Genomic DNA, 25,940 nt, shown 5'->3' on the forward strand with positions numbered 1-25,940 from the left:
ACCCAGTCTGGGGCTGCTTTTTTACTGCATCTACTTAATCACAATCAATCCCAGAATTCAAGCCCCGCAACAAATGTCACTTCTTATACCTATTCTGTTTCTGCTATTTTGATTAGCCATTTTTAACATTTTTACATAACAAGTTCGGTAGAGCCATAATATAAGCAAGCAACGTAAAATAAAGAATTAAAAGAATGGCGGCTTGGCGTTCTGATTTAAAGCGAAAAAATGACAACTGCGGTAGGCTAAAAGCGTTAAATTGACCAAAGACGCGATCGCGTCTCTCGGTTCTGAAAAACTTGCAGGAAAGACAAAATGCTGGAATTATACCAATTTGAACTATCCCACTACTCCGAAAAAGTAAGGCTGATATTGGATTACAAAGGGCTACCCTACCGCAAAATAGAAGTAACACCCGGAGTGGGACAAGTGGAACTGTTCCGGATGTCTGGTCAAAGACAAGTACCAGTGCTGAAAGATGGAAATACGGTAATAGCTGATTCTACAGCGATCGCTATGTACCTCGACCGACAATATCCAGACCGACCCCTAATTCCAGTTGACCCCAAACAAAAAGGCTTATGCTTGGCTTTAGAAGACTGGGCAGATGAATCAATTGGTCTGAAAAGCCGTAAAGTATTGTTTGGGGCAATCACCCAAAATCAGAATTTCCGCACCTCGATTTTACCCAGCAACACGCCTGATGTTGTCAAAACTCTCGTCGGTGCAGTACCGAGTGAAGTGCTGAATATCCTCGGCTTAGGTGTCGGCTACGGCCCAGAGGCCGTACAATCAGCAACAACTGACCTCAGACAAAACCTGGAAGCCATCAACCTGATCCTAACGGAAAGTCCTTACCTGGTCGGCGACTACCCAACACTTGCAGATTTTGCTGTTGCGGGACTGAGTATGCTAATCAAATTCCCCGAAGGGCCTTATCTCGACCTTCCCGAAACCCTCAAAGGTAATGGAATCCCTGGATTTGCGGAAAATGTCGCCTACGAAACATTTTTCAACTGGCGCGATCGCTTATATGCAGATTATCGCAAACCCTTGAGCGCCAATACTACCGCAGGTGCAACCGGATCGACACCGACAGCGATTGAAATTGATTAGAAGATCCTAGGATAGCGATCGCTATTATCTAAGAAACAGGGTGAGCAATGCTCACCCTACTAATTGTTTTGATCACTTTTTTCCCACCTAATTAGCGTAGTTAGCGTAGCAACGAAACCTAACTACAATTATTTTTAACTAATAGCTATAGCAATCCTATTTTAGTTGTGAGGTGCCAACCCTTCAGATCCCCGACTTCTCTTACGAAGTCGGGGATCTCGCCTTCACAAATGATTTAGGACTGCTATAGTTACCTAAAAGTACGATAAACTTTGGAAGCCTAAGCAACAGCATTTATGTCAGATCGAACTATGATGGACAAGCCATTAGGATCGGTAGTTCAAGGTTCCCTCAGTCAGGGACTAGAAGTAAAACTGCATCCCGATGTTTCTGTTGAGGATATGCGGGTAGGCAAATTCTTAGTTGTCAGAGGCGTTCGTTCAGACTTCTTCTGTATGCTTACCGACGTTTCTTTGGGAACTTCTAGTCAGCGAATTGTCGCCGATCCTCCCAGTGCCGATGATACCTTTTTGCAAGCAGTCTTGGCAGGAAGTGGCACCTATGGCACCATCAATTTAACACCGATGTTGATGCTGACCAGAGATGCAAGCGAATCTGGCGGAACTTACGTGGTAGCTGACACAAATCCCAAGAAAGTAAGCGCGATCGCATCATTTCAAGCGCAAACTAGCGGCGACATGGAGTTGCTGCCAGTTAAAACAGTTCCTAGCCACTTTAGCCAAGTTTATGATGCCACTGAACGCGATTTTCGCGCCGTCTTTGGTTGGGAAGACGACCCCCACCGCCGCAACTTCGCCATCGGTCAACCACTGGATATGGAAGTACCAGTTTGTATAGATTTAGACCGATTTGTAGAACGCAGCAACGGTGTTTTTGGTAAATCTGGCACAGGCAAATCTTTTCTCACCCGCCTACTATTATCTGGCATCATCCGCAGGCAAGCAGCGGTAAACTTAATTTTTGATATGCACTCGGAATATGGCTGGGAAGCAGTCCGCGAAGGCAAACAATTCAGCACTGTAAAAGGTTTGCGCCAGCTATTTCCCGGTCAGGTAGAAATGTACACCCTCGACCCCCAATCTACCAAGCGGCGAGGAGTCCGCGACGCGCAAGAACTTTACCTCAGCTACGACCAAATAGAAGTTCAAGATATCTTTCTGGTGCGGAACGAGTTAGGTCTTTCCGAAGCTGCTTTAGACAACGCCAACATTCTAAACGCCGAGTTTGGCAACTCTTGGATTGTCCAACTGTTGAATATGACCAACGAGGAAATCCAGATGTTCTGCGAGGAAAGGAAGGGCCATAAAGGTTCGATTATGTCCTTGCAGCGCAAACTGATGCGTCTGGAAAACTTAAAATATCTCCGAACTGCTTGTCCTCACAACTATGTAAATCAAATTTTGCAATCTCTCGATGCTGGTAAGCACGTAGTGATTGAATTTGGTTCCCAGTCAGATATGCTTTCTTATATGTTAGTGACGAATATGATTACTCGTCGCATTCACGCAGCTTATGTCCGCAAAGCTGAGACATTTTTGCAGACAAAAAATACAAGCGATCGCCCGCAGCAGTTAGTAATTACTATTGAAGAAGCACACCGCTTCCTTGACCCAGCGATCGTCCAAAGTACCATCTTTGGCACCATCGCCCGCGAAATGCGAAAATACTTTGTCACCCTCTTAGTGGTAGACCAGCGTCCGTCTGGGATTGATAATGAGGTGATGTCTCAGATTGGCACCCGCATCACCGCTTTGCTGAATGATGAAAAAGACATCGATGCTATTTTCACAGGTGTCTCTGGCGGTGCGAGTCTGCGTTCCGTTCTCGCCAAACTGGATTCCAAGCAACAAGCTTTAATTTTAGGTCACGCTGTCCCCATGCCAGTAGTAGTGCGGACTCGTCCTTATGATGAAACCTTCTACAGAGAAATCGGTGATACTTGCTGGGAAGAAATGTCTGATGAGGACGTGTTCGCCGCCGCCGAAGCAGCTAAAGCTGATATTGGATTTTAGCCAGTTCTTAGGGAAGATTCCTAACGTGGTGACTACGGACTTCTTCCCAAAATCAGTTCGGTTATCCCACAAGAACACCTGTATCAGTTTCAGGGTTTTCCGGTCATCATTATATATATGAGATAGATCCTTATAGGCCCCGCTTCACTCCAGCGTAAAAAAATTGGTGGTGGCGGCAACTTTAACCCTATCGGATGAACCTTTCACCCTCAAGCGTCGTCTAACATTAGTGATATTATAGAAATGTAAGACAAACTCATACCGACTTTGACTTTAGCCTTGACTACATATCAGGAGTGGCTAATAAGTGGTCGATACCAGCTTGAGAGGTATCCCCAGCGGAAGTATTTGACGAATTGTCCCTTGTGTGTTACGGTAGCCTATTCAAATGGGTAGGCTATCTTTACAACTTTCGCAGGATGTGTCTGGCAGATTGACCTAGCTATTCTCATCTTAACAGCTGGCAATCTCCTATTTAGTTTAACCCCTGCTACAGATTTGTTGCTTGTTTACGGAGTCACCACTCACTCATGCCAATTGCCAACACCCAAAAAAAGACGACTAAACAACCCATGTTTACAGCTGATATGGTTCGCACATATCTGCATGAGATTGGGCGCGTACCCCTGCTGACCCACGAGCAAGAAATTGTCTATGGTAAGCAGGTGCAGCAAATGATGGCGTTGCTTGAAGCTAAAGACGCTTTGGCAGAAACATTGCAGCGCGAACCAACTCATCAAGAGTGGGCAGATCATGTGCAGCTGAGTGAAGCTGAATTAGAAAGAGTAATAAAGCTGGGAACGAGAGCCAAGCGCAAGATGATCGAAGCCAACTTGCGTCTAGTGGTAGCGATCGCCAAGAAATACCAGAAGCGTAACATGGAATTTCTGGATTTAATTCAGGAAGGCACGTTAGGCTTAGAGCGGGGCGTAGAGAAATTTGACCCGATGCGCGGTTACAAATTCTCCACCTACGCTTACTGGTGGATTCGCCAAGCGATTACTCGTGCGATCGCTCAACAAGCCAGAGCTATTCGCTTACCCATCCATATTACCGAGAAGCTGAACAAAATTAAGCGAGTACAACGGGAACTGGCTCAAAAGCTGGGTCGCAGCGCTACCCCCGGTGAAATTGCCGAAGCGTTGGAATTAGAACCCGCTTTGATCCGCGAGTACCTGAATATCGCCCGTCAACCAATTTCTCTAGATGTGCGCGTCGGTGATAACCAAGATACCGAACTGCAAGACCTTCTAGAAGATGACGGCCCCACTCCTGACCATTACATGACCCAGGAATCTCTGCGGCAAGACCTGGATGATCTCTTAGCAGAACTGACACCGCAGCAACGAGAAGTCTTAACCCTCCGCTTTGGCTTAAACGATGGCAACGAGCTGTCTCTAGCGAAAGTAGGCGAGAGACTGAACCTCAGCCGTGAACGGGTACGCCAACTCGAACACCAAGCCCTCGCACATCTGCGCCGTCGTCAAGCTAATGTCCGCGAATACATCGCCGCTAGCTAACTGTGGGAGCGGGATTAACCAATGATTCCCGGTTCTGGCAGTTATATCCAATAAACCCGCCCCTACTAAGTTTTAGGAGCGGGTTTATTACTTATTTGGCTTTTTTGTCCCTATCTGGTTAAACATCTCCTCCCCTCTGCCCTTCAGGATTCAGTAGGTGGGGATTGCCCGCACTCCTACTTTTGTAAAGTTTCCTAAAGTCTTTGCGTAATTCAGGCTGGTGCCGATGAAGTCAACGATCAGTTAAGAGACAAGCCCACGCTGACGCATTGAGGAAAGCTAATGGAACGGCTGAATCAAGGGAGTACAAATCAGTCTTCTAGACTTCAGGGGCAATCTCCTGTAGAAAAAATTGTCCTCAATACGTCGCTTGACTTAACAAAAACTCCTATCGGGTGAGAAGTCTTTCACCCATTTGAGTGAAGCATTCAACCTCAATTATTAGCTATTTTTTAATTAGGGTCTTGAGTGTGTCTACTCTTAATTGCTAAGGGGATACTACGGTGCTAAACAAATTCTTCGATCGATTTTTTCAACAGCGTCATTTTGAAGTGCCTGCTTTGGGATTACTTCTAACAGTAGGCATGGCAACCAGCGCCGCGGCTTTGGAGACACTAGCCCCACTTTTGCCAGCAGCCGAACTTAGTTCGCCCTCACTAATTGCACAAGCAACTATTTCACCAACCAAGCGAGTTCCTGATGGAATCTACCTCTATGGTAGTTCCCAAGAGCCGGAACAAATTGGTCAAGAGTATATGGTGTTTGAAGCGCGTCAGGGAAAAGTAGTTGGTGCATTGTATATGCCTTCTTCAGAATTTAGTTGTTTTTCCGGCACGGTTGCAGCACAGAAAATGAATTTGACCGTGGTAGATCCTTACGACCAAACAACAAATCCCTACTCAATTGCCCTTCAACAGCCATCGCCTGTGGCTTCAAGTAGCGGCTTGCAAACTGACGGTAGCTTACAACTCCACGGATATGAGCGAATTACCAACGTTAGCAATAACGACCAGCGGATGTTGGACGTTTGTAAAGCCAATTTTCAACAGTAACTTTTGTGGAGCGGGCTTGCAGCACTATTTCTCAAGACGGTTGCTCCCACAAGAGTGTAAGCTTTACAGATATGGTGGAGACAAAAGGGTATGAGCGAGTATGCGTTCCATGACGAATCAAGCCTTTCAGACACAGCCGAAGCGCTAGGTAAAAAGGCTATGAAGTTAGGCCTTATCCCTAGTTTTGTTGTACGTCACTTTCCAGATAGCAGACAATTTTACATCCCTAACGAGATAGAATCTGAACCTCTTACACCAGAAGAGGCATATCTTCGTTTGAAAAAATTAGTTGAACAATCTGATAAATCTGGTCAATAAGTATTTTCCTAACCGCAGAAAATATAAGTTTAATAGCTAATGGCTAATAGCTATTAGCCACTAACAAATTTATTCGGGAACTTCAACTGGCTCAGGGTTTAACTGGGATTGTTCTACTCCTGGTACAACTAATGGAACTGGGAGCAGTTGAGGTTTTAAGGGAACAAGCGATCTCATCACTTGCAATAGTGGGGTAGAACGCTTTTCTTTCACAAAGAACAAAGCTAATAAAGCAATTAGCCGCAAGGCAGCAGAGAGGGCAAACACTGCTTGCAAACCCCCAAAATTGACTTGAGAAGCCAGAAAGCCGCCAGTAGTCGTTCCCAAGGCACCACAAACCCCAGAAACAGCAGCAGCGATCGCAAAGTAAGTAGACTGATTGCGCCCTGATGCCACTGACATTTGCAGATTGTTGCTGCACAAGTCAATGGCTGCCCATGTCCCACCCATCAGCACGTGTAAAAGCGGGAACCAAATCCAAACAGAAATCGGGTCAGCCCCAAGTCCGAGCCAGAATAAAGGTGTCACCGCTACCAGTATTCCCACAAATACCAGCAACGGACGATTCCCCATCCTGTCTGCCAGCTTGCCCCACACCACCATCATCACCAAGGTAGCGGCAGACGTTAAGCTGCTATAGAAAGTTACCCAGGTGACACTTATATCCAGATTGTCCAGCAGGTAAAGACCAAAGAAGGGAGTGCAGATATTGACTGCAAATGCCCAAAAGCCAAAGTACAGCAAAAACCTCAAGAAATTAGGCTCAAAGCGAGATAAGGAGAGGGGGTGCTGAGGTGATGGGGTGAGGGGGGGAACTTCTCCTACTTCCCCACTCTCCCCTGCTGCTGCGAATTGCATCCGGGGGTTCACATCCGCCATGAAAAATTGACAGACGAGACTAATTAGCCCCATGACTACCCCCAGAACTAAGACCACGGCGTAACCCTGAATCGTCCCACTAGGCCAAGCAGACACTGCTAGACCCAGCAGGGGTATGCCTAGCAGCGTAGTCAAGCTTGTGACACTATTGCGAATGCCGAAATAGCGCCCCCGCAACCTTTCGGGAACCAACGCCGCCATCCAACTCATCCAGTTCGCACTTCCCAAGGCTCCAACAACATTGGTTGCCAAGACTATCCCCAATGTCAAGCCGACTAATGTGTGCAAATCGGTGTGATGCCAGCTTTTCCACCCAATCGCCAATACTAAAATCAGCCACAGCAGCCGTGATGGGCCGTAAATCCAGACGTTATACCAGTAGCGGCTGGTGCTTTGCTCCGACAGATATGCTCCCACCGGTTGCAGCAAATTCACCAACATAGGAACTGAGGACAGCATACCAATCTCAATTGGGCCAGCACCCAGTTGGAGCAAAAAATTACTCAGTAAGACACCGCCAGTAATGTTGCCAAAAATGGCAGCAAATACGGCATCCCAGGCAGATGCCTTCAGACTAGACCGAATGGCATCTTTGGAAATTTTCGCTGGCGATTGAGGGGATACCACCACAGAACCTGGGGTGGTTTCTAGAACCTCTAAATTTGGAGGAGATACGTTTTCAATTGGGGCTTGCAAGCGATCGCTCCTAGACTGGTTTCAAACTAGCTGGTATAAGGCGAACACCAAAATCCTCACTGATAAACACAACTATTCCTAAGTTGGTTTAAAATTAAGGCTTTTGATAGACTAGAAATTCTGTGCGGGGGAATCTACTCCACAAAGAAATACTTCTTAATCTATTCAAACAAAAATAAACCTAAGAGCATACTTATTTAGAAAGTGGTAGTTTGAGTAGTCTGGCTGTCTTATATAGCTTTCCCAAAAAATCTCAGTGAATCTCTATGGCTTGGGTGCATCACTACCAGGAAGTAAGCGCCAAGACATCGTACCAAAGGCCAGTAATGGCATCTGCCAAAATAAAGGGGCGTGGAGCTGCATGGCAAACGAGCAACAACTGGCTCTGCTAAAGCAAGGAGTAGAAGCTTGGAATAAGTGGCGCTCTTTGAGTCCAGGAATACCGCCAGACCTCAGAGGAGCCGATCTCCGCCAGGAAGATTTGGGCGGGGTAAACCTGATGAAGGCATCTCTGAGTGGCGTAGATTTGAGTGGAGTGAACCTAATGGGGGCATCTCTGTCTCAAGCCGACCTCCGGGGCGCTAACTTGAGTGGGGCATACTTGAGTAAAGCAGATTTGTCTGAGGCGGATCTGAGTGAAGTAAACCTCAGCGAGGCTTACCTGTTAGAAGCGAACCTGAGTAGGGTGAACCTGGATGGAGCCGATCTTCACTGGGTATATCTCGGCAAAGCAGATTTATCCGGGGCGATCGCAATCGGGGCAAATCTGAGTGAGGTGGATATGCGGGGAGCAAACCTGATCGGCGCGAACCTGATCGGGGCGGATTTGCGGGGCGCGATTCTCATTGGTGCGGATTTACAAGGTGCGGATTTCTCCGGAGCCGATCTGGGTGAGGCAAACTTGATGGGAGCAAGGTTGCTCAAGACTAACTTTGAGCAGGCGAATCTTGCAGGTTGTTTAATTTATGGTATTTCTTCTTGGGGGTTGAATCTGGAAGCAGCCAACCAGTTAAACCTCAGCGTAGCTCCTCCAGGGGAAGGCGCGATCGCGGTGGATAATCTGGAAGTGGCTCAGTTTATTTACTTTCTGCTAAATCACCAGAAAGTCCGCGAGGTTTTTAATTCTATTCACTCCAACATTGTGCTGATCCTGGGCTGCTTTCAAAGTAGCGATCGCCTTGTATTACTGGAGGAAATTCGGGATGCTCTTCGTCAACATGACTATTTGCCCATGTCGGTTGAGTTAGAAAAATCAACAACGCCCGAACTTAAAGAATCAATCTCCACTGTGGCGGGAATGGTGAAGTTTATCATTGCCGATTTCACAGACGCTCCTCACATCCCCCAGGAATTACTGAAAATCCTCCTAGGTATCTCTGAAGTCCCAGTGCAACCGTTAGTGCAAGTTGATACCACCCACTTAGCTATATCGGAGGATTTGCACGAATATCCTTGGATGCTCCCAACTTACCAGTATCCGAGTCTAAGCCAAGCGATCGCTGACCTGAAAGAAAAAATCATTGCCCCAGCCCAAGCTAAGGCACAGGAGTTGCGGAGCGGGTATTAGGATAGCTTTTATTTAGAGTTCTGTAGCTTAGAATACAGACTTTTTTGGTGTTGTACATTAAGAGGGATTTCGCTTGATAGCTACCCAATTGTCCAACACCGCTTTTTAATCTTTACTACTTCCTTAGATAAATGCCAGTAATTTGAAGATTAAGTGAACGTTAATCTAAATGTTTTTAAACATCAAATATATTCCTTAAGATATAGAAAGTAAGGTCTAGAAGCGAATCGCGCTTTTAGTTAAGTTAATCAATTGACTCCAAGAGTAGAAAAGCTAAATTGCTTTGAAAGGATGAAAAATTGCGATCGCTATAAGGTGAAATTATCCGGAAGCTTTGTTCAAATAATTGAGATTACTAAGGAAAAAATGGGAAGTTATATAGTGAAAAGCAAAATAGATAGAAAAAATAATCCCACAATTATTGCGATCGCAACCCGGTTTAAAGGTGCAGCCAATCAGCAGTTGGATTTGCTAAATTCTGGAGTACAAACCTGGAATCAGACAAGAAAAGAGCATCCTCAGCTGCAACCAAACCTGAGAAATGCCAACCTCAGACGAGCTAACCTTAGCCAAGCCAATCTCAGCGGCGCAGACCTCGCCTGGACTAATCTTAGAGGCGCAAATCTCACCTCTGCCAACTTGAGTGGCGCAGATTTGAGCGGCGCAAACCTCAGCGGCGCAGACTTGAGATGGGCAGACCTGAGTGGAGCTAACCTAAGTGGGGCTAACCTCTGTAATGCAGTTCTGTGCCAAGCCAACTTCAGCGAGGTAAAATTCACCTCTGCCAACCTGAGAAAGGCAAACCTGAGTGGAGCCAATCTCAGTGATGCACAACTTTCTGAGGTAAACCTACGTGGGGCAGACCTGAGATGGGCAAACCTGAGACGGGCAGTTGTTAGCGGGTCAGACCTCAGCAAGGCAGACCTGAGATGGGCAAACTTGAGCGAGGCTCAGATGATTCGGACAAACTTGGAGAAGGCAAACTTTGAGGGTTGTACAGTTGATCGGATTTTTACATCAGAATTGAACCTAAAGGGAGTGAACCAGTTGAATTTGGCGATCGCTGTTCTTGATAACCCTACAGTCACAGTAGACAATCTGGAAGTTGCTTGAGTGGGAATTGAAGAAGCGATCGCTGACCTGCAAGAAAAAATAATTGTCCTAGCGTAGGGCCAAGACCAGAATATTAAAACCAAAAGGCTCGACTTAGGAGGTTGCATAAGTCGAGCTTTTAATTTTTGCGAATTATATTTCATAGTTCCAGGCAGCTTCGAGAACTCTTTGCGTCGCCACATCCAGAAATTCAAAAGTTAGGGTTTTGCCCAGCGCCGCAGCTTTCTTCATTCCATGCAGTAGGCTTTTGACTCCCTCCCTTTTGATGGCATTTACCGCAATCATATCTACCACCACAGTATCTGTCGCCAATTCCAAAGCTTGCTCTAGAGACTTAATAAAAGCAGGGCTGGTCTTGCTATCTAAGCACCCACTGGGTCTGATTACCACAGTGCTTGGTCGAAATTCTGATTTAGAAATTTGAGCAGGAGCTTTGGAAAACAAGTTCGTAAAGAAAAATTTCATGAAACCTCCAGAGTGTCTCGTTGAGCAGGAAATAATTACAAAATCTTTATATTGATAGAATCCAATGAAAGGCTGATGACAGAGCTGTTAAAAGTCACCCCCGCGCAGCGATCGCGATCGCACTCTCACAATGACCTCAACCCCGCCCCGCTTTGGATATACCTTGCCAGTCTTTGCTTGTGCCGCTGCAATTGCCGCCCTGCGCTGGTTACGCCAAGAACAACTAGAAATAAACGCTGTGTCGGTGGATTTAATTGAACCCGCCGACACAGTAGAAATACTCATTGAGCAGGTTGCTAAGATCGGTGAGGGGATGGCGCTGGCAATTACCACCAGTGATCCCGGCGATAACCTTGACCTCACCCGCAACACACCAATCTGGGTGTTGGTGGAATGGCTTGAAGAAGACAAAAGGCAATCGCCTTTTTTAAACGGGGTAGCAAAAGGAAAAGAAGAATCAGTTCACTCCTCACTCCAAACTCCTCACTCCTCCATCCGGATCAAAGGCGGTGAAGGAATTGGGCGAATCGTGAATGCTGGTGACAAACCAGCAATTTATGCTTATGCCCAGCGGCTGTTACAAGAGAATTTGCAGCGTCTGCTCTCACCAGAGGAAAAAATCCAGGTGACGATTATTTTGCCCTTCGGGCGATCGCTTGCCCAACGCACCTCAAATGCAGCTTTTGGCGTTGTGGATGGACTCTCGCTACTGGGAACTACAGGCATTTCTCAGCCGTTGAGTGCTACTGGACAGCTAGAAGCTTTCCGCGAGGAACTGCAACACAAAGCCCACTTCGGCTGTTTGGTGTTCTGCGTAGGGGAAAATGGCTTAGACTTGGCGCGACAATTGGGTATTCACCCAGACAGAATGGTAAAAACTGCTAACTGGCTTGGCCCAATGTTGGTAGAAGCTGGATTGCAGCAGGTTAAGTCAATATTATTATTTGGCTACCACGGCAAACTGATAAAACTTGCGGGGGGAATTTTTCACACGCACCACCACCTTGCTGATGGAAGGATGGAAATTTTGACTGCTCATTGTGCAAAGCTGGGTTTACCGACTGCGGCGTTGCAGGCAATTTTCCAAAGTGCTACAGCTGAAGATGCGCTCTTTTACCTGCGGCAATTGGACGATGCTAGTGGAGGCGCGATCGCCAATCAAGTTTATAGCTCACTTTCCGAGGCTATTGACACGCGATCGCAAGCTTACATCCGCACGATGATCGATACTCAAGTTACTGTCGGTTCCCTGCTGTTCGATCGCGATCGCCAGATTATCGTCAAAAGCCAAAATGGTGCCGCGTTACTGTATCAAGTGTGTTAATTTTATAGGAATAGCAATTAACTTAATAAATAGCAATAAAGAAGTTTTCTAGAAAATTAGTAGTTATTAGTCATTAGTAACTAACTATTGAATATCCACACTATCACCATTCAGGATACTCCGGTGACTCTACAGACACAACCACTGCCTCAAATAGAAGAGAATTTGGGGCAACTGAACCGCCAAATTATTGTGATTCTTGACTTCGGCTCTCAGTATTCCGAACTGATTGCGCGTCGGATTCGGGAGACACAAGTGTACTCGGAAGTGCTTTCTTATCGAACCACAGCCGAACAGCTAAAGCAACTCAATCCCAAGGGAATAATCTTCTCCGGTGGCCCTAGTTCCGTCTATGACAAGAAAGCGCCCCATTGCGATCCCGAAATATGGAATCTGGGCGTTCCCATACTGGGAGTGTGTTATGGAATGCAGCTGATGGTGCAGCAGCTGGGTGGGGAAGTCACCAGTGCTGACCGGGGAGAGTATGGCAAGGCATCCTTATTGATTGACGATCCCACGGATCTGCTCACCAATGTGGAAGATGGCACCACCATGTGGATGAGTCATGGGGACTCTGTAACCAAGATGCCAGAAGGGTTTGAGGTGCTGGCACACACAGCGAATACTCCTTGCGCTGCGATCGCTCACCACGAGAAAAAGCTCTACGGTGTCCAGTTCCATCCAGAAGTCGTTCACTCGATTGGCGGTATTGCCTTAATCCGCAACTTTGTCTATCACATCTGCGACTGCGAACCGACTTGGACAACAGCAGCTTTTGTTGAGCAGTCAATTCGAGAAATCCGCGCCAAAGTTGGCGATAAGCGAGTGCTGTTAGCTTTAAGCGGCGGTGTCGATTCTTCCACGTTGGCCTTTTTGCTGTACAAGGCAATTGGCGATCAGTTGACTTGTATGTTTATTGACCAAGGCTTCATGCGGAAAGAGGAGCCAGAACGCTTAGTCAAGCTGTTCCAAGAGCAATTTCATATTCCTGTGGAACACGTCCAAGCAAGAGAACGTTTCCTGAATGCGATCGCTGATGTCACAGATCCCGAAGAAAAACGCCGCCGCATCGGTCACGAATTTATCAGCGTCTTTGAAGAAGAGTCTAAACGTCTTGGCCCCTTTGATTATCTTGCCCAAGGCACTCTCTACCCAGATGTTATTGAATCAGCTGATACCAACGTTGACCCCAAATCTGGCGAACGGGTAGCCGTGAAAATTAAGAGCCATCACAACGTCGGCGGTTTGCCTAAAGACTTACGGTTTAAGTTAGTCGAACCGCTGCGAAAACTCTTCAAAGATGAAGTGAGAAAAGTCGGGCGCTCAATTGGTTTACCAGAAGAAATTGTACAGCGGCAACCCTTCCCCGGCCCTGGACTGGCAATTCGCATTTTAGGCGAAGTTACAGCAGAGCGATTGGAAATTCTACGCGATGCCGATCTAATTGTCCGTCAGGAAATTAATCGCCAGGGAATGTACAACCAGTTCTGGCAAGCTTTTGCTGTGTTGTTACCTATTCGCAGCGTAGGCGTGATGGGCGATCAGCGTACTTACGCTTATCCGATTGTCTTACGCTTCGTTTCCAGTGAAGATGGCATGACGGCGGATTGGGCAAGGGTGCCTTATGATTTCTTGGAAACCGTTTCTACTCGTATTGTGAATGAAGTTCGGGGTGTCAATCGCGTGGTTTACGATATCACTTCTAAGCCACCTGGAACTATCGAGTGGGAATGAAGAAAAGGAAGGATTGTTAAGGGAAAGGTTCGCAGAGGGGATCGCAAAGGTACGCAGAGTAATCTCCTTTGCGTAATGCGCCTCCCTTTGTGATCCTTGGCGTTAAAAATTTATTTTTAAGTTATTGTCTTTTCCTTAACTTTTGTGGAAAACCTGCAAAAATCTGTGGAAAAGCCCCTCTTCCTGTGGAAAACTATGCCTATTTTGATTCCGTTTTGTAGGTAATTTGGTCAGATTGGTAAGCGGGTGGTTCAACGTGAATAAGAATTCGGACGGGGTTGAATCGTTCTTGCAAGCGTTTCTCGACTTCTTCTGTGATTCGATGGGCAGTTTCGACATCAATGGCATCTACAATTAAGTGCATTTCAATAAAGGCTTGTCGTCCGACGATACCTCTGGAGGCAATTTCGTGGCAGTTAATTACTCCAGGTACTTGCATTACAATCCCATGAATTGCTTCAGGCGCAATCGCCATTTCATCCACCAGCCAAGGCAAATTATCTTTTAAAACATTCCAGCCACTCCAAAACACCAGCAAAGCAACTGGAAAAGCCAAAACTATATCTAGCCACTGAATACCTTGCCAGACACCAATTAACCCAGCCATAACGGTAATCGTCACCCAAACATCGCTCATCGTATGCTGGGCATCAGCAATCAAAATTGGGCTACCTACCCGCTGACCGACATGGCACTCGTAGAATGTGACAAAAATATTAACTCCTAACACAATCAGCAGCAACCACAGCTCTGATGGTGATATCTTTACTGGGTCGCCGCCGCCCTTGATAATTCGTTCTATTGCACCTCGCAAAATTTCAAAGCAAGCGATACCTAAAAAAGCAGCAATTCCCAATGCTCCCACTGCTTCAAATTTCTGGTGTCCGTAAGGATGATCCCGATCTGGTTGGGGAGAAGAAAACTGACTGGCGACTAATCCTAAAACGTTATTGGCACTATCGGTTACGCTATGTAAGGCATCAGCCAGCAGCGAGAGAGAACCTGTCCACGTTCCCACTACAGCCTTCAATCCCATCACGAACAGGTTGAGTAGCAGGGTGATAATTAAAACTTTACGCACTGCCGAGCGGTTATCTGTAACCACAGAATTTCTTTCACTCGCCATTTGGATTTTATGGCACCCAGTCTAGAACTTATTGCTTGCCGATAGCATCTATTTCGGGTTAGAAAAAATTTTGGAGATTGGGTTGAAGAACCTCACCCAGAAAAGAAAATTGGGTTGAGCGATCGCGAAACTCCACCTACAGATTCTATTGTGTGGTAAGAAGTTATAGTTACGAGTTAATTCAATCCTCGCTTCCTAACTTCTCACTGTTAATTACTCATGTCCGGTTCACAACTCAGGCTTAACCTGGTTGAAGGCTCTGTCACCTTCAGCTTTACGCCCCAAGCGGCGCAAGATTTACAAGGCGCGATCGCACAATTAATGCAGAGTCTTAAGTTGGTAGCTGGTGGCGGCGGTAAAACTAATCCCCAGAAACCAATGGAGTATCGCTACACCGGAGATGTCTTTCTAGAGATTTTCTGCAACCCTAATATCTGGCCCAGCCCTTTTGCAGCTAAAGTTCTGCTTACCCTGCGTGATGAACGCATCCGCTTGACTACGGAAGCTGAACTTACTCGCTTGATTGAGGATATCAATCAGTACCTAGAGCAAGTAAGCTAAACCAGGAAGCTAAAAAACAAGGTTAAAAGCATCCTTCTTAAGAAGGATGCTTTTAACCTTGTATCTCAGCACAATGTCCCTTTGTATGCTTAAAATGGTCGGCAAGTTTAGATGTCATCGGCATCCGTGCTTAGCTGGCACCAAGGTGAGCTTCGCCCCACAGTTCGCATTTTGGCATCCCAAAAGGAAGTCAACTATAGCGATCGCTCGATTCTTATCAAATCATTCAATTTGGCTCAATTTACCTAATGAACTCTGATAATCTCTTTGACTTAGTACACAAAGGATTTCGCGTCACCTTGGGTGCGACGGCTTCCCTGGTGGAGAGCGTACAAGACCCGCAAAAGCGAGAACAAAATCTTGAACTGTTAAAAACAGACTCAAATTTGCTCTTAGAGCAGCTGGCACAAAAAGGAGAGACAACTGAGCAGGTAGCTCGAAGTTTTGTTGATTCGCTAATAACACCAACTGATCGGACTGAGAGTACGCCTACCTATGGGACACCCAGTTCTACTGTCACAACCTCGACGACATCGGTTGCCCAACAGGATGTGCAGATAGAGCTACAGGAGTTGACTGCACAAATTGCTGCTATGCGGACTGAGTTAGAGAAGCTACGCAACCCTGGCTCAGAGATTTAGATCGGCTTTAGAATTGATTTTGTCAAACCCGCATAAGAGATAAGTTCTCTAGATCGGGCATTAAAAGTAAAAATTGGCAGGTAATCCAGAGATAGCTGTCTTCCACTGTGATGTCTTAAGCGTGGAGGACGGATTGCTTTTGGTTGCACCAAGTTTCCTGGTGAACCGCTCTCCTTGTCTTAAAATTGTCTTCAATGTAGATTTATCAGTCGTTATCCCATTCTTCTTGACCCATCAGATCGCCGATGCGATCGCGGAGTAAGATATTGCACCTTTCTAGTTCACACTCAACACAAACCCACTCACGAGCGGGAATGTACTGACAAAGGACGTAGATCGGTTGCTGACGAGTCACAACTCCCTTCTCCACTAATTGACGTGCTTCATCTTGAATAACATCGATGGAATATACAGACGCACCAGTTAGCATTGTGTCAACGCTCATAAGTCCTCAACCTATAAACTAACGGATCTAAAATTAATCTTAACGAATAGTTCGTAGCGCGAACATATAAAAAGTTCAGTATATTGAGTTACAAACTAAATATTCTTTTTAATAAAGATTGCAAAAGTCAGGGACTTTTGACAATAAATTCCGTCTATATAGGGATGAAATTACGCCAGAAAGGACATAGCTACGCCTAGCCTAGCGCTCTTGATTTATGAATAAATAAAGGTAGGATAGCCAAAATGTTAAAAAAAGTTTAAAAAACTGGCATACCTCTAACAGTCAATTTATTGGGGAGGGAACAAAACTTCCAGAGCGATCGCCTGAGCTTCTGACATTTGTCCATAAGAAAACACGCAAGGTATTTCTGGCGGCAGATGCGGAAGAAACTGCTCTAAGATATACGGGCTACCATAAATTACTAAGGCTTGTAGCTCGGCGTTTTTTAATAATCTTTTAAACAAATCTTCAGCAACGGGTGTTAAGCCAGCACTGCCTCGAAAAGGATTGCCACGGATGAAAAGTTGAAGCAATGTTTGTGTTGTCGAGATGGGAGCGATCGCGTCTGACAATGCCGCAGTCGGGGTATGGGGGTCAACCAGTTGCAATTGATAGCCTAAACTTTTTGGCAATGCCACAGCCGGGGCAAGTTTACTCAAAAACTTACAATTGAGTACGTCATCCACCACTATTAAATTGCGTAAGTTGCCTGTGTTTCTAGGCAGAGGAACCTGGCCATGAACTAGCAGGGAATCTCGCGAAATGTTTGCAGATGTGTTTAGTGCGTGGGGTGAGGCGAGTTGTAGAGGATTGGGGATTGGGGATTGGGGATTGGAGATTGGGGCATCTCCCAAGTCTGCCCTACTTCCCTGCACCTTGCGTTTAGCTTTCCAGATACGTTCGACAGAGGCGCGAATTCGCTCCTCGGAAATGCGCCCCTCTGTCACAGCGTCACAAACTGCTTGGATGGCACCAGCAGGATCTACTGGCATTAGTAAAATATCCGCCCCGGCTTCTACAGCTAAGACGGGGGCTTCCGAAGCTCCATAACGGTTAGCGATCGCTCCCATTACCAGGGCATCGGTGACAATTAAACCGTCAAATCCTAACTCTTGCCGTAGCAGAGAAGTCAAAATAGGATAAGACAAAGTGGCGGGGCGTTCGGTATCCCAAGCGGGGATGAGCAAATGAGCGCTCATTACAGCGTCAACACCGGATGCGATCGCTGAGGCAAACGGTGGCAGTTCAATTTCCCCTAGTCGTGCTGGTGAGTGTGGCAAGACGGGCAAATCTAGATGAGAATCAACCGCCGTGTCGCCATGTCCTGGAAAATGCTTGGCAGTGGTCAACACCGGAAAACGTTGTGCGCCCCGAATAAAAGCAGATGCCAGCTGGCTTACTTCCTCTGGGGTTTCCCCAAAAGCCCGCACGTTAATGACTGGATTAAGGGGATTGTTGTTGACATCCACGACGGGGGATAGCACCCAGTTGATCCCAATAGCTAGTGCTTCCGAGGCGGTGATAGCGCCCATTTCCTGGGCGTAATGCAAGGCTCTGGCGACATCTTTCCGGAAAATTGCCCCAATTGCCATCGGCGGGGGAAACCAAATTGCCCCAGAAAACCGCTGCCCAACGCCTTCTTCAATATCAGCGGCAATCAGCAGAGGGATTTTGGCAAAACTTTGCAGTTGTTGCGATCGCAGTGCCAATTCTCCCGCACTGCCTCCCAACAAAATTACACCGCCAACGCCCAAATCCTGTATCCAGTGTTGCAGCTTTGCTCTGGGTGGTTCCCATTCTGGGTACTGTATTTGGTGATCGAACAGGTATCCCGATGCTCTGACTACAAACATTTGCGCTACCTGTTGTGGCACAGTTAGCGATTCCCACTCAGGTAGCGACTCCGACACAGATTTCAATCTTCGGCCTCAACGATGTCTTCCATTTCCACACTTTCTGGCTTACGCTCATTACTAAGCTGATTTATCAAACTTAGAAGGCGATCGCCCCGTTCCAAAGATTCATCTTCCAGAAACATTATTTCTGGTGTCCGACGCAGCCCCAGTCGTTGACCTAATTCCCGGCGCACAAATCCGGTTGCTGCCTTTAAACCATCCATTGTCTCTGCTTTTGCTTCATCGGTGCCATAGATGCTGACAAAGATTTTAGCGTGTTGCAGGTCGCCGGAAACATCGACATCTGTAACGCTGACCATTCCAGCGCCTACGCGATCATCTTTGATTTCTTGGAGCAGCAATTGGCTGATTTCGCGTTTAATTAGTGCTGAAACGCGAGAAACGCGACGACTCGTAGCCATAGTAGTCCGCTGCCTTTAAGACAGTCTGAGCAATGATTTTTTATCGTACTAAACTGGGGCCAACCCCAGCATCGCCCGTAGGGTGAGGGCAACAAAAGTTAAGCCTGCTACAAATAAGCTGATCGTGGCGATCGCGCTTATCGGGTTTTTCATCAGTGGCTGCAACCACGCAAAGGCGTAAAAGAACACCCCTAGGATGATTGTCACCAAGTAGCGAGGGTAGCGAGAGATGTTATCCCAAAAGCCATCAAACATATGTTGGAGACCGCAGCTATAAGGTACTGCATTTTTACTGTTAACATTTAAAGCGCAAGTTCGACAAGTCCGCAAGAGCGCGATCGCTTTATCCTGCTATCGTCAGGGAATAAGCGCGATCGCACTTATTGGTCTTCTCGCCCAAACACTAACCGATTATACACCTATTAACTTGCTTAGAGCGCGTTATTATGGTTAATTTTATGGCTTTTAACTGTTACAACTAATGTTTTAATTTTCAGCAATTATTTATCTAACTCACTATTGATATTAAACCCTTATCTTGTAAAATTGTAATACCTTTATATAGTTGATCTAAACTTATTGCTAAATGCTAGTACAACCCAACACAGAAAATAAAAATATTACCAAACCTTTTTTAAAATGGGCGGGAGGAAAAAGCAAATTACTAGAACAGTATAAATATTATTTTCCTACAAACTTCAAAAATTACTACGAGCCATTTTTAGGGGGAGGCGCTGTATTTTTTTATATTAATCAAGCTTTTCATAAAAAAGCTGTATTAACCGATATAAATAACAACTTAATTGAAACCTATCTGTGCGTCAGAGATAACGTTGAGCATTTAATCGAGTTGTTGTCACACCATCAAATAAAGCATAATAAAGCGTATTATTATGAGATGCGATCGCTGTCTTATAACACAGACTTAGAAAGGGCAGCTCGTTTAATTTATTTAAACAAAACCTGCTTTAATGGACTTTATCGAGAAAACTCCAAAGGTAAATTTAATGTACCCATAGGCAGATATGTCAATCCTGCGATTTGCCAGCCAGATTTACTGCGTTCAGTATCAATTGCACTTCAGTCTGCTGTTATTGATGTCAGACCTTTTGAAGATATCCTGAAGTACGCAAATTCTGATGACTTTGTATATTTCGATCCGCCCTATCATCCTCTAAGCGATACCAGTTACTTCACAGCCTATAGTCGCTATTCCTTTAATGAAGACAATCAGATAAAACTTAGGAATGTATTTGCACAACTTGCAGCGCAGGGTGTCAAAGTTATGCTGTCTAATTCTGACTGTACCTTCATTCGAGAACTCTACAGTGACGATAAAATTTTTCAAGCCAATAATCTTCCTACTATTCACACTATATCAGCATCAAGAGCAATTAATTCCAATCCCCAAAAACGAGGTAAGATTTCCGAAATTTTAGTGACTTCCTATTAAAGATTGTTGTTAGCCCAGACCATAAAACTTACTAATGTATGCACAGCCAATAAATTTGCATTTGAGTGAACTTGTTTGTGAAACCAACTAACTGCTCCCGGCTTCATACCGCCACCGTCTATTACTACAACAGATGGAACTGGATAGCAAGTTTGAATATTTAAGTTGACATAAGGTAGTTTCTCATCAACAGAACCCCCGCTTTGTTGCCACTTGCACTCAATAATTAACCCCGAAGGAAAGGCAGCTAAACCAATAATATAAAAGTCTACATAGATGTCAGTTCCATAAATGCCGTTGCCAATATAAACCTGTCTTGCATAGCGTTTAGGTAGCAGACAACCGTTTAAAATGTAGTCGCGTCGCTGCTTATTCGGTAAATTATTAGCGACTTGGAAATATCCATGTTCTCGCAGGGTTGCTTCTACAGTTCTTTCTAAAACTTTACCAGACCGATTTGCTCTGCCGCCCTGAGTCATCATCTTTCCCAACCGAGACGGTACATCCTAAAGAAATATTAACTCTACAGTAAACTTTTTTCCAGTTCGGCATATTCAAGTACAAGAAGATAAAAGTTTATAATTTTGGCTTAAAATAGTACATAGATACTATTAAGTAAATAAAATTGGCTTGCCACTTTGTAATTAGTCGCGTGGGATAAAATCATGTGTGGAAGATTCAGTCAAAGTAAATCAACAGAAACAATTGCCCAAGTATTCCAGGTAAGCAATGTTCCTCCTTTAACGCCCCGTTATAACATTGCACCTACCCAGCAAATTCAGACAATTTTACAGAATGCAGAACAGCCCCAAAGGGAGTTTCAAATGTTACATTGGGGGCTGATTCCCAGTTGGGCGAAAGATCCAAAAATGGGGGCGCGGATGATTAATGCACGGGCGGAAACAGTAACCGAAAAGCCTTCTTTTCGAGCGGCTTTTAAACAGCGCCGTTGTCTAATTTTAGCTGATGGCTTTTATGAGTGGCAGCAGCAAGAAAAGAACAAGCAACCTTTTTATTTTCGCATGAACGATGAGCGTCCCTTTGCCTTTGCTGGGCTTTGGGAGCATTGGAAAAGTGGCGATGGTGAGGTGATTGATTCTTGTACAATTTTGACAACAGAACCTAATGATTTGATGCGCCCCGTCCATAACCGGATGCCTGTAATTATTGATCCAAAAGACTACGATTTATGGCTAGATACAGAGGTAAAAAAGCCAGAGTTATTGCAGCCTTTGTTGCATCCCTACTCAGCCGAAGAAATGACAGCTTATCCAGTTAGCACGAAGGTGAATAAGCCAGTGAATGACTCGGCGGAGTTGATTAATAGTTTGTGAGCAACTAGCAATATAACTATAGTAGGGTTGGCGGATATTCCCCACCCTATTTTTTATTTATATAGATAATTATTTATTCCGATAGAGGGTATGAAACTTGCATTGGGATATGCTAATACAGAATTGTAACGCTCCCCAACCATTTTAGGAAGTAAGCAATTATGCCAGAAAGTTTTCTACTAAGTCGCGTGCTAATTCGCTTCAATGGCAAAGCAGATGAACCTCTCGGACAAGATTTATCAGCGGCTGCTTTCACACCTGATGGTAGCTTGTGGGTAGGTTCTGATGAAACCAGAACTCTTGAGCGGTTATCACCTATTGAGCCATATATTTTCGGCGATCATCAGCAATTTTTTGTTAAGAATTTTATTGATTTATTTAATCAAGAAGGCGAAATTGATATAGAAGGGATGGATTATGCCAACAATTATCTATGGATAATCGGTTCGCATAGTACAAAGCGGAAAAAAGTAAAGGGTAAAGATTTAGAAAAAGATTTAGATAAACTAGCCACAGTAGAAAGAGAACTAAATCGTTATGTACTAGCTCGTATCCCTGTGGTGGGGAAGGAGTTATTTAAAGTATGCTCTCATCCAGATAATCCAGACAAAAAAATGACAGCAGGTTGTCTGCAAAAGATAGACGATAATACCAATGTGTTGATGGAAGCCCTAAAAGAAGACCGCCACATAGGGCATTTTATAACAAGTTCTATTCCCTCTAAAGAAAATGGATTTGATATTGAAGGATTAGCTGTTCGGGGAGATAAAATTTTCATCGGCTTACGCGGCCCTGTACTCAGAGGCTGGGCGCTGATTTTAGAGATAGAAGTTGAAGAAACAGAGCCAGGGATTTTAACACTGAAAAAAATCGGTAAAGAAGGGGAGCAATACAAAAAACATTTTCTGAATCTGAATGGCTTAGGTGTACGAGAACTGTGTCTAGATGGTGAAGACTTATTAATACTCGCGGGCCCTACTATGGATCTAGAAGGTGCTTTGCGAGTTTTTCGGTTAAAAAATGGCTTAGATCATCCTGAAAACAGTATATCTGGGCAGGAAGAGGGAGACTTGGAAGTAGTTTTAGATTTGCCTTTCAGGTTTGGTTCAGATCATGCTGAGGGGTTGGCACTCTTTCCTTGTTTAGGACAGCAAAATTCTCTTATGGTGGTTTATGATTCACCTGACGAGAACAGAATACTGGAGTCGCATAGTATTTTTGCCGATGTTTTCAGACTGAAGTGATGGTGTCGATTCTTTCTGAAGATATACATCAATGGCATGATATATGTTGGCAGCCAAAGAAATAAGGCAAAAAAAAAATTTCATAGCCGATAAAGCGGTATATTTTTCTAAGGTCAGCATCAAAGGCGAACAGTGCCAAGAATAATCGCTATTCTCAACGGGAAGGGAGGAGTAGGTAAGACCACGACAGCAGTCAATCTGGCGGCTACCTTCTCGGAAAACAAACGGGTTCTTCTGGTCGATACAGACTCTCAGGGTTCGGCGAGTTGGTGGGTTGGGCGTAGTGAGAAAGGGATGGGCTTTGACCTAGCCCAAGAGACTGACCCAAAACTTTTGAGTAATTTATGCGAGATAGAAGGCTACGATTTAGTAGTAGTGGATACGCCTCCGGCGTTGCACTCCGAAGCATTAGCGGCGGTAGTAGCGATCGCAGATTATCTGGTTTTGCCTACACCCCCATCAGCAATGGATCTGGCTGTACTTATTGAAACAGTTCGGGAAGCCGTTATGCCCGTGGGAGTCGCCCATCGGGTGCTGCTAACTAAGGTGGATGGGCGGAGTGTAGGGGAAGCACTGGAGGCTCAAAACACTCTTATGGAGCTAGGAATACCCACCTGTAATGCGTTTATTCGCGCCTACAAAGCCCACGAACGAGCGGCGCTAGAGGGGGTGCCTATTACTAAATGGCGCGGGACGAATGGACGGGAGGCTCAGGCAGACTACCGCCGTGTGGCTAATGAATTACAACGTGATTGGAGGAAATAATGACTAAAAAACGTCTCTCAGATTTGCTACGCGAAGAAGCACAAAATTTACCAGACAAAGAAGAAGGTGAAACTGTTATAGAAGTCACGGCCCATAAAGTTTCAGAATCAGAGTTGCAAGCTGAGGAGGAGGAATCGTCAACAGATACCTCTGAACAAACTACTGCTAAGCGGACAAATCCAACCAAAGCTGATTTAGAAGCAATGGTGACGGACTTGAAAGCAACTCTAGAGCGATCGCGTCAAAACGAAAGCTCTCTAATGGAAAAAATGTCTGATTTGGAAGCAAATCTTGATGAGCAAAAAGAATTAGTACAAAAGCTTCAGAAAGAGCTTAAACAAGTAAACAAAGTAAAGTCAGAACTTGAGCAAGCTAAAAATGCAGCTATGCAACTTGCAGAAGCTAATTCTCAACTGAGTGATGAAGTTAATGCTCTGAAAAAAGGCAGGCAAGATAAGCAAGACAAGCAAGACAAGCAAGATAAGCAAGATAAGCAAGACAAGCAAGATAAGCCACCTAGCAAAGGACAACTAACCCAATCATTCGTGCGGCACCAACGGCCAGTTTTCAAAGAAGCAGATGAGCCTGGTGATTTTGCCGCAAAGACTTGGTTACTGTAAATAGGTATACATTCAAAGAATAATTTTGTAGGGCGGGGATTGCCTACTATCGAAAGATTTGGTCGGTACCCACCCTACTATTTTTGCTAAGATAGCCTACCGAACTTAAAATCAGTTTTTGACGGCTTTTTGGCGCTTGACAATAAAACCTGTACCTACACCAAATGCGATCGCGCCCAGTACAACAGGAATAGGGGTAGAGATAGAAACAGGTTGGGGCGCGGGTTTGGACGATGCAAAAGCTAATTCTACGAGTAATTTATGCGCGGCGGTTGTCGGATGGATGTTATCCCAAAATAAATATTCGTTGGGATTATCGCATATCCTAGCTTGGCTTAGACAGGCGTTAGTTACATTGGTGAAACCAAATTTTTCTGGATTGTTGACAACTTGATTAAAGAGAGAATTCGCATCAAGATAGGTGATTTTAATATCACTTAGTTGCTGGCGCAGATTGTTGAGAGATGCACCTAATGCAGAGTTATGCTTCTGAGTCAAATTGTTGAGCGAGTTGGAACGTTCGCTGATGCGCGTACCTGGAAGTTTTCCTAAATCTGGCAAGTTAACTACTACGATATTTTTAGCGCCAGCGTCAGCGAGAGATTTCACTGCTGCGCTTAAATTATTAACTGGCGCGGTAGAGTCAGTAGCGCCACCCAGGTAATCATTAGCACCAGCCCAGACAATATATAGAGCTTTCGGATCTGCGGAAGAATGGGTTGCTTTAAAAGTTTCAATTTGCGTCAGCAATCCTGGGGGAAGTTGCCTAGAATTACCTGTTTTTGCACCTCCGAAGGCGAAGTTAGTCTCTGTAGTGGATTTTAATTTCAGCTTAGCTGCGAGATAGTCCGCCCAAACTAAACCATTAGAATAGCGCCCGCGAAAGTAGGGAGGGTTTGAGGGACTTTCCCCTCTTGTAACTTTATACGCATTGCCAACATCCGAGATGCTGTCGCCAAAGACATAAATCTCATCAAAATTCTGCGCTGAAACTTCCTTGGGAAAGCCCAAAACTGTGAAGAAAGCGATCGCTGCTCCAGCCGTAGCCACCAAAATTTTTTTTATCAACATCCCCAGAGATTCCGATTTGAGCTACAACAGTTGCTTTTTACTTGTAGCATTTCTGGAAAATGGCTGGCTGTTCGAGAGTCATCCGCAACTCGCTATGACGACAGGGGACTTGCCATCTGCAAGATGCTGGAAGCGATCGCTACAGGCTAGGTACTTCTCCCGGTCAATAACCTAAGTTATGTTTTAAAAATGTAACTTTCGCTACTTTTTCCTTAAATGTCATTAAAATATGACTTATAGGGTCTTAATCCTGATATCCGTCCTTTCAGCAGAGGTTTCCTTATGCCTGAACTTATCTGTACTGTCCCCGTTCCCAAAACCCCGCAAGAATTGGAACAGGCTGTTAAACAATACATAGTCAACGATCTAAGGGGTGATGAACTCCTTTGTCAGTGGCAAGCAATCCGTGATGCCTCCCTTAATCAAGACTTTTGCGTGCCTACTGATAGCGACCTGGTTGCAGGCGAAGACAGCTATTAAATTACGTTTATTGACACTGATGGGGTGTCCTAAGCACCCACTCCACTTGATGTTAGCTTGGAG

General features: G+C 45.2%; 27 protein-coding genes. 18 read left to right on the forward strand and 9 right to left on the reverse strand.

What is annotated here, in order from left to right; genetic code table 11:
• Positions 1-315 precede the first annotated feature (315 nt).
• From H6F74_RS16760 to H6F74_RS16780, 5 genes are all read left to right on the forward strand, one after another.
• The gene (locus H6F74_RS16760; RefSeq protein ID WP_190443084.1) at positions 316-1,116 is read left to right on the forward strand and encodes a glutathione S-transferase family protein; all 801 of its coding nucleotides are present in this window, start codon (positions 316-318) and stop codon (positions 1,114-1,116) included.
• 314 nt (positions 1,117-1,430) lie between these two features.
• Positions 1,431-3,149, forward strand: coding sequence for a DUF87 domain-containing protein (locus H6F74_RS16765; RefSeq protein ID WP_190443395.1), 1,719 nt, complete (start codon positions 1,431-1,433; stop codon positions 3,147-3,149).
• A gap of 530 nt (positions 3,150-3,679) precedes the next feature.
• Positions 3,680-4,669 (forward strand): RNA polymerase sigma factor, RpoD/SigA family, encoded by a 990-nt coding sequence (locus H6F74_RS16770; RefSeq protein ID WP_190443085.1) that lies wholly within the window; start codon positions 3,680-3,682, stop codon positions 4,667-4,669.
• Between the two features lie 503 nt (positions 4,670-5,172).
• Positions 5,173-5,721 carry a hypothetical protein gene (locus H6F74_RS16775; RefSeq protein ID WP_190443087.1) on the forward strand — a complete coding sequence of 183 codons (549 nt, stop codon included), beginning with the start codon at positions 5,173-5,175 and terminating at the stop codon, positions 5,719-5,721.
• A gap of 90 nt (positions 5,722-5,811) precedes the next feature.
• Complete coding sequence (locus tag H6F74_RS16780) at positions 5,812-6,039, forward strand: hypothetical protein (RefSeq protein ID WP_190443089.1); 228 nt, start codon at positions 5,812-5,814, stop codon at positions 6,037-6,039.
• A gap of 69 nt (positions 6,040-6,108) precedes the next feature.
• On the opposite strand, the gene H6F74_RS16785 is transcribed toward H6F74_RS16780, so the two are convergent.
• The gene (locus H6F74_RS16785; RefSeq protein ID WP_190443091.1) at positions 6,109-7,614 is read right to left on the reverse strand and encodes an MFS transporter; all 1,506 of its coding nucleotides are present in this window, start codon (positions 7,612-7,614) and stop codon (positions 6,109-6,111) included.
• Between the two features lie 256 nt (positions 7,615-7,870).
• On the opposite strand from H6F74_RS16785, the gene H6F74_RS16790 reads away from it, so the two are divergent.
• Together H6F74_RS16790 and H6F74_RS16795 are read left to right on the forward strand one after the other, a co-directional pair.
• Positions 7,871-9,181 carry a pentapeptide repeat-containing protein gene (locus H6F74_RS16790; protein WP_190443093.1) on the forward strand — a complete coding sequence of 437 codons (1,311 nt, stop codon included), beginning with the start codon at positions 7,871-7,873 and terminating at the stop codon, positions 9,179-9,181.
• Positions 9,182-9,562: 381 nt separating this feature from the next.
• The gene (locus H6F74_RS16795) at positions 9,563-10,294 is read left to right on the forward strand and encodes a pentapeptide repeat-containing protein (protein WP_199301312.1); all 732 of its coding nucleotides are present in this window, start codon (positions 9,563-9,565) and stop codon (positions 10,292-10,294) included.
• Positions 10,295-10,426: 132 nt separating this feature from the next.
• Here the strand turns inward: H6F74_RS16795 and H6F74_RS16800 are convergent, their stop codons facing one another.
• The gene (locus H6F74_RS16800; protein ID WP_190443097.1) at positions 10,427-10,759 is read right to left on the reverse strand and encodes an STAS domain-containing protein; all 333 of its coding nucleotides are present in this window, start codon (positions 10,757-10,759) and stop codon (positions 10,427-10,429) included.
• Positions 10,760-10,889: 130 nt separating this feature from the next.
• Here H6F74_RS16800 and cbiD point away from each other — a divergent pair, with 130 nt between their 5' ends.
• Together cbiD and guaA are read left to right on the forward strand one after the other, a co-directional pair.
• Entirely contained in the window at positions 10,890-12,083 is a 1,194-nt protein-coding gene (gene cbiD, locus H6F74_RS16805) for a cobalt-precorrin-5B (C(1))-methyltransferase CbiD (protein ID WP_190443100.1), read from the forward strand.
• A gap of 123 nt (positions 12,084-12,206) precedes the next feature.
• Positions 12,207-13,817 (forward strand): glutamine-hydrolyzing GMP synthase, encoded by a 1,611-nt coding sequence (guaA, locus tag H6F74_RS16810; protein WP_347269524.1) that lies wholly within the window; start codon positions 12,207-12,209, stop codon positions 13,815-13,817.
• 199 nt (positions 13,818-14,016) lie between these two features.
• Here guaA and H6F74_RS16815 read toward each other — a convergent pair whose 3' ends face one another.
• Positions 14,017-14,922, reverse strand: coding sequence for a cation diffusion facilitator family transporter (locus H6F74_RS16815; RefSeq protein WP_190443398.1), 906 nt, complete (start codon positions 14,920-14,922; stop codon positions 14,017-14,019).
• Positions 14,923-15,162: 240 nt separating this feature from the next.
• Here H6F74_RS16815 and H6F74_RS16820 point away from each other — a divergent pair, with 240 nt between their 5' ends.
• From H6F74_RS16820 to H6F74_RS16830, 3 genes are all read left to right on the forward strand, one after another.
• On the forward strand, positions 15,163-15,504 hold the full coding sequence (locus H6F74_RS16820) for a hypothetical protein (protein ID WP_190420423.1): 342 nt from the start codon (positions 15,163-15,165) through the stop codon (positions 15,502-15,504).
• Between the two features lie 111 nt (positions 15,505-15,615).
• On the forward strand, positions 15,616-15,753 hold the full coding sequence (locus tag H6F74_RS16825) for a hypothetical protein (protein WP_190443102.1): 138 nt from the start codon (positions 15,616-15,618) through the stop codon (positions 15,751-15,753).
• Positions 15,753-16,145: a hypothetical protein gene (locus H6F74_RS16830; protein ID WP_190443103.1), complete on the forward strand. Its 393-nt coding sequence runs from the start codon at positions 15,753-15,755 to the stop codon at positions 16,143-16,145. Before H6F74_RS16825 ends, H6F74_RS16830 begins: the two co-directional genes overlap by 1 nt.
• A gap of 205 nt (positions 16,146-16,350) precedes the next feature.
• Here the strand turns inward: H6F74_RS16830 and H6F74_RS16835 are convergent, their stop codons facing one another.
• The 4 genes from H6F74_RS16835 to H6F74_RS16850 form a co-directional block, all read right to left on the reverse strand.
• On the reverse strand, positions 16,351-16,590 hold the full coding sequence (locus H6F74_RS16835) for a DUF4327 family protein (RefSeq protein WP_190420427.1): 240 nt from the start codon (positions 16,588-16,590) through the stop codon (positions 16,351-16,353).
• A gap of 290 nt (positions 16,591-16,880) precedes the next feature.
• Positions 16,881-18,503 (reverse strand): glycoside hydrolase family 3 N-terminal domain-containing protein, encoded by a 1,623-nt coding sequence (locus H6F74_RS16840; protein ID WP_190443400.1) that lies wholly within the window; start codon positions 18,501-18,503, stop codon positions 16,881-16,883.
• Between the two features lie 5 nt (positions 18,504-18,508).
• Entirely contained in the window at positions 18,509-18,910 is a 402-nt protein-coding gene (gene rbfA, locus H6F74_RS16845) for a 30S ribosome-binding factor RbfA (protein WP_190443105.1), read from the reverse strand.
• 48 nt (positions 18,911-18,958) lie between these two features.
• Complete coding sequence (locus tag H6F74_RS16850; RefSeq protein ID WP_190443107.1) at positions 18,959-19,165, reverse strand: DUF751 family protein; 207 nt, start codon at positions 19,163-19,165, stop codon at positions 18,959-18,961.
• A gap of 331 nt (positions 19,166-19,496) precedes the next feature.
• Here H6F74_RS16850 and H6F74_RS16855 point away from each other — a divergent pair, with 331 nt between their 5' ends.
• Complete coding sequence (locus H6F74_RS16855) at positions 19,497-20,363, forward strand: DNA adenine methylase (RefSeq protein ID WP_190443109.1); 867 nt, start codon at positions 19,497-19,499, stop codon at positions 20,361-20,363.
• On the opposite strand, the gene H6F74_RS16860 is transcribed toward H6F74_RS16855, so the two are convergent.
• Positions 20,360-20,842, reverse strand: a complete 483-nt coding sequence (locus H6F74_RS16860) for a PD-(D/E)XK nuclease superfamily protein (RefSeq protein WP_190443402.1) — start codon at positions 20,840-20,842, stop codon at positions 20,360-20,362. The genes H6F74_RS16855 and H6F74_RS16860 overlap by 4 nt on opposite strands.
• A gap of 186 nt (positions 20,843-21,028) precedes the next feature.
• Between H6F74_RS16860 and H6F74_RS16865 the strand changes: the two genes are divergently transcribed.
• From H6F74_RS16865 to H6F74_RS16880, 4 genes are all read left to right on the forward strand, one after another.
• Entirely contained in the window at positions 21,029-21,697 is a 669-nt protein-coding gene (locus H6F74_RS16865; protein WP_190443111.1) for an SOS response-associated peptidase, read from the forward strand.
• 161 nt (positions 21,698-21,858) lie between these two features.
• Positions 21,859-22,941, forward strand: coding sequence for a DUF3616 domain-containing protein (locus H6F74_RS16870; RefSeq protein ID WP_190443118.1), 1,083 nt, complete (start codon positions 21,859-21,861; stop codon positions 22,939-22,941).
• A gap of 132 nt (positions 22,942-23,073) precedes the next feature.
• Positions 23,074-23,706: an AAA family ATPase gene (locus H6F74_RS16875; RefSeq protein WP_190443120.1), complete on the forward strand. Its 633-nt coding sequence runs from the start codon at positions 23,074-23,076 to the stop codon at positions 23,704-23,706.
• The gene (locus H6F74_RS16880) at positions 23,706-24,326 is read left to right on the forward strand and encodes a hypothetical protein (RefSeq protein WP_190443122.1); all 621 of its coding nucleotides are present in this window, start codon (positions 23,706-23,708) and stop codon (positions 24,324-24,326) included. Before H6F74_RS16875 ends, H6F74_RS16880 begins: the two co-directional genes overlap by 1 nt.
• Positions 24,327-24,437: 111 nt before the next feature.
• On the opposite strand, the gene H6F74_RS16885 is transcribed toward H6F74_RS16880, so the two are convergent.
• On the reverse strand, positions 24,438-25,397 hold the full coding sequence (locus tag H6F74_RS16885; RefSeq protein ID WP_190443124.1) for an SGNH/GDSL hydrolase family protein: 960 nt from the start codon (positions 25,395-25,397) through the stop codon (positions 24,438-24,440).
• A gap of 282 nt (positions 25,398-25,679) precedes the next feature.
• On the opposite strand from H6F74_RS16885, the gene H6F74_RS16890 reads away from it, so the two are divergent.
• Positions 25,680-25,877: a hypothetical protein gene (locus H6F74_RS16890; RefSeq protein ID WP_190443126.1), complete on the forward strand. Its 198-nt coding sequence runs from the start codon at positions 25,680-25,682 to the stop codon at positions 25,875-25,877.
• Positions 25,878-25,940 lie beyond the last annotated feature (63 nt).

Source organism: Trichocoleus sp. FACHB-90, from assembly GCF_014695505.1.
Classification (GTDB): domain Bacteria; phylum Cyanobacteriota; class Cyanobacteriia; order Cyanobacteriales; family FACHB-T130; genus Funiculus; species Funiculus sociatus.

Excerpts from the sequence above, each read along its gene's own strand:
- H6F74_RS16760 (WP_190443084.1), top strand. The coding sequence starts at position 316 with ATGCTGGAATTATACCAATTTGAACTATCCCACTACTCCGAAAAAGTA.
- H6F74_RS16765 (WP_190443395.1), top strand. The coding sequence starts at position 1,431 with ATGGACAAGCCATTAGGATCGGTAGTTCAAGGTTCCCTCAGTCAGGGA.
- H6F74_RS16770 (WP_190443085.1), top strand. The coding sequence starts at position 3,680 with ATGCCAATTGCCAACACCCAAAAAAAGACGACTAAACAACCCATGTTT.
- H6F74_RS16780 (WP_190443089.1), top strand. The coding sequence starts at position 5,812 with ATGAGCGAGTATGCGTTCCATGACGAATCAAGCCTTTCAGACACAGCC.
- H6F74_RS16800 (WP_190443097.1), bottom strand. The coding sequence starts at position 10,759 with ATGAAATTTTTCTTTACGAACTTGTTTTCCAAAGCTCCTGCTCAAATT.
- cbiD (WP_190443100.1), top strand. The coding sequence starts at position 10,890 with ATGACCTCAACCCCGCCCCGCTTTGGATATACCTTGCCAGTCTTTGCT.
- H6F74_RS16820 (WP_190420423.1), top strand. The coding sequence starts at position 15,163 with ATGTCCGGTTCACAACTCAGGCTTAACCTGGTTGAAGGCTCTGTCACC.
- H6F74_RS16825 (WP_190443102.1), top strand. The coding sequence starts at position 15,616 with ATGTCATCGGCATCCGTGCTTAGCTGGCACCAAGGTGAGCTTCGCCCC.
- H6F74_RS16830 (WP_190443103.1), top strand. The coding sequence starts at position 15,753 with ATGAACTCTGATAATCTCTTTGACTTAGTACACAAAGGATTTCGCGTC.
- H6F74_RS16835 (WP_190420427.1), bottom strand. The coding sequence starts at position 16,590 with ATGAGCGTTGACACAATGCTAACTGGTGCGTCTGTATATTCCATCGAT.
- rbfA (WP_190443105.1), bottom strand. The coding sequence starts at position 18,910 with ATGGCTACGAGTCGTCGCGTTTCTCGCGTTTCAGCACTAATTAAACGC.
- H6F74_RS16850 (WP_190443107.1), bottom strand. The coding sequence starts at position 19,165 with ATGTTTGATGGCTTTTGGGATAACATCTCTCGCTACCCTCGCTACTTG.
- H6F74_RS16855 (WP_190443109.1), top strand. The coding sequence starts at position 19,497 with ATGCTAGTACAACCCAACACAGAAAATAAAAATATTACCAAACCTTTT.
- H6F74_RS16860 (WP_190443402.1), bottom strand. The coding sequence starts at position 20,842 with ATGACTCAGGGCGGCAGAGCAAATCGGTCTGGTAAAGTTTTAGAAAGA.
- H6F74_RS16865 (WP_190443111.1), top strand. The coding sequence starts at position 21,029 with ATGTGTGGAAGATTCAGTCAAAGTAAATCAACAGAAACAATTGCCCAA.
- H6F74_RS16870 (WP_190443118.1), top strand. The coding sequence starts at position 21,859 with ATGCCAGAAAGTTTTCTACTAAGTCGCGTGCTAATTCGCTTCAATGGC.
- H6F74_RS16880 (WP_190443122.1), top strand. The coding sequence starts at position 23,706 with ATGACTAAAAAACGTCTCTCAGATTTGCTACGCGAAGAAGCACAAAAT.
- H6F74_RS16885 (WP_190443124.1), bottom strand. The coding sequence starts at position 25,397 with ATGTTGATAAAAAAAATTTTGGTGGCTACGGCTGGAGCAGCGATCGCT.
- H6F74_RS16890 (WP_190443126.1), top strand. The coding sequence starts at position 25,680 with ATGCCTGAACTTATCTGTACTGTCCCCGTTCCCAAAACCCCGCAAGAA.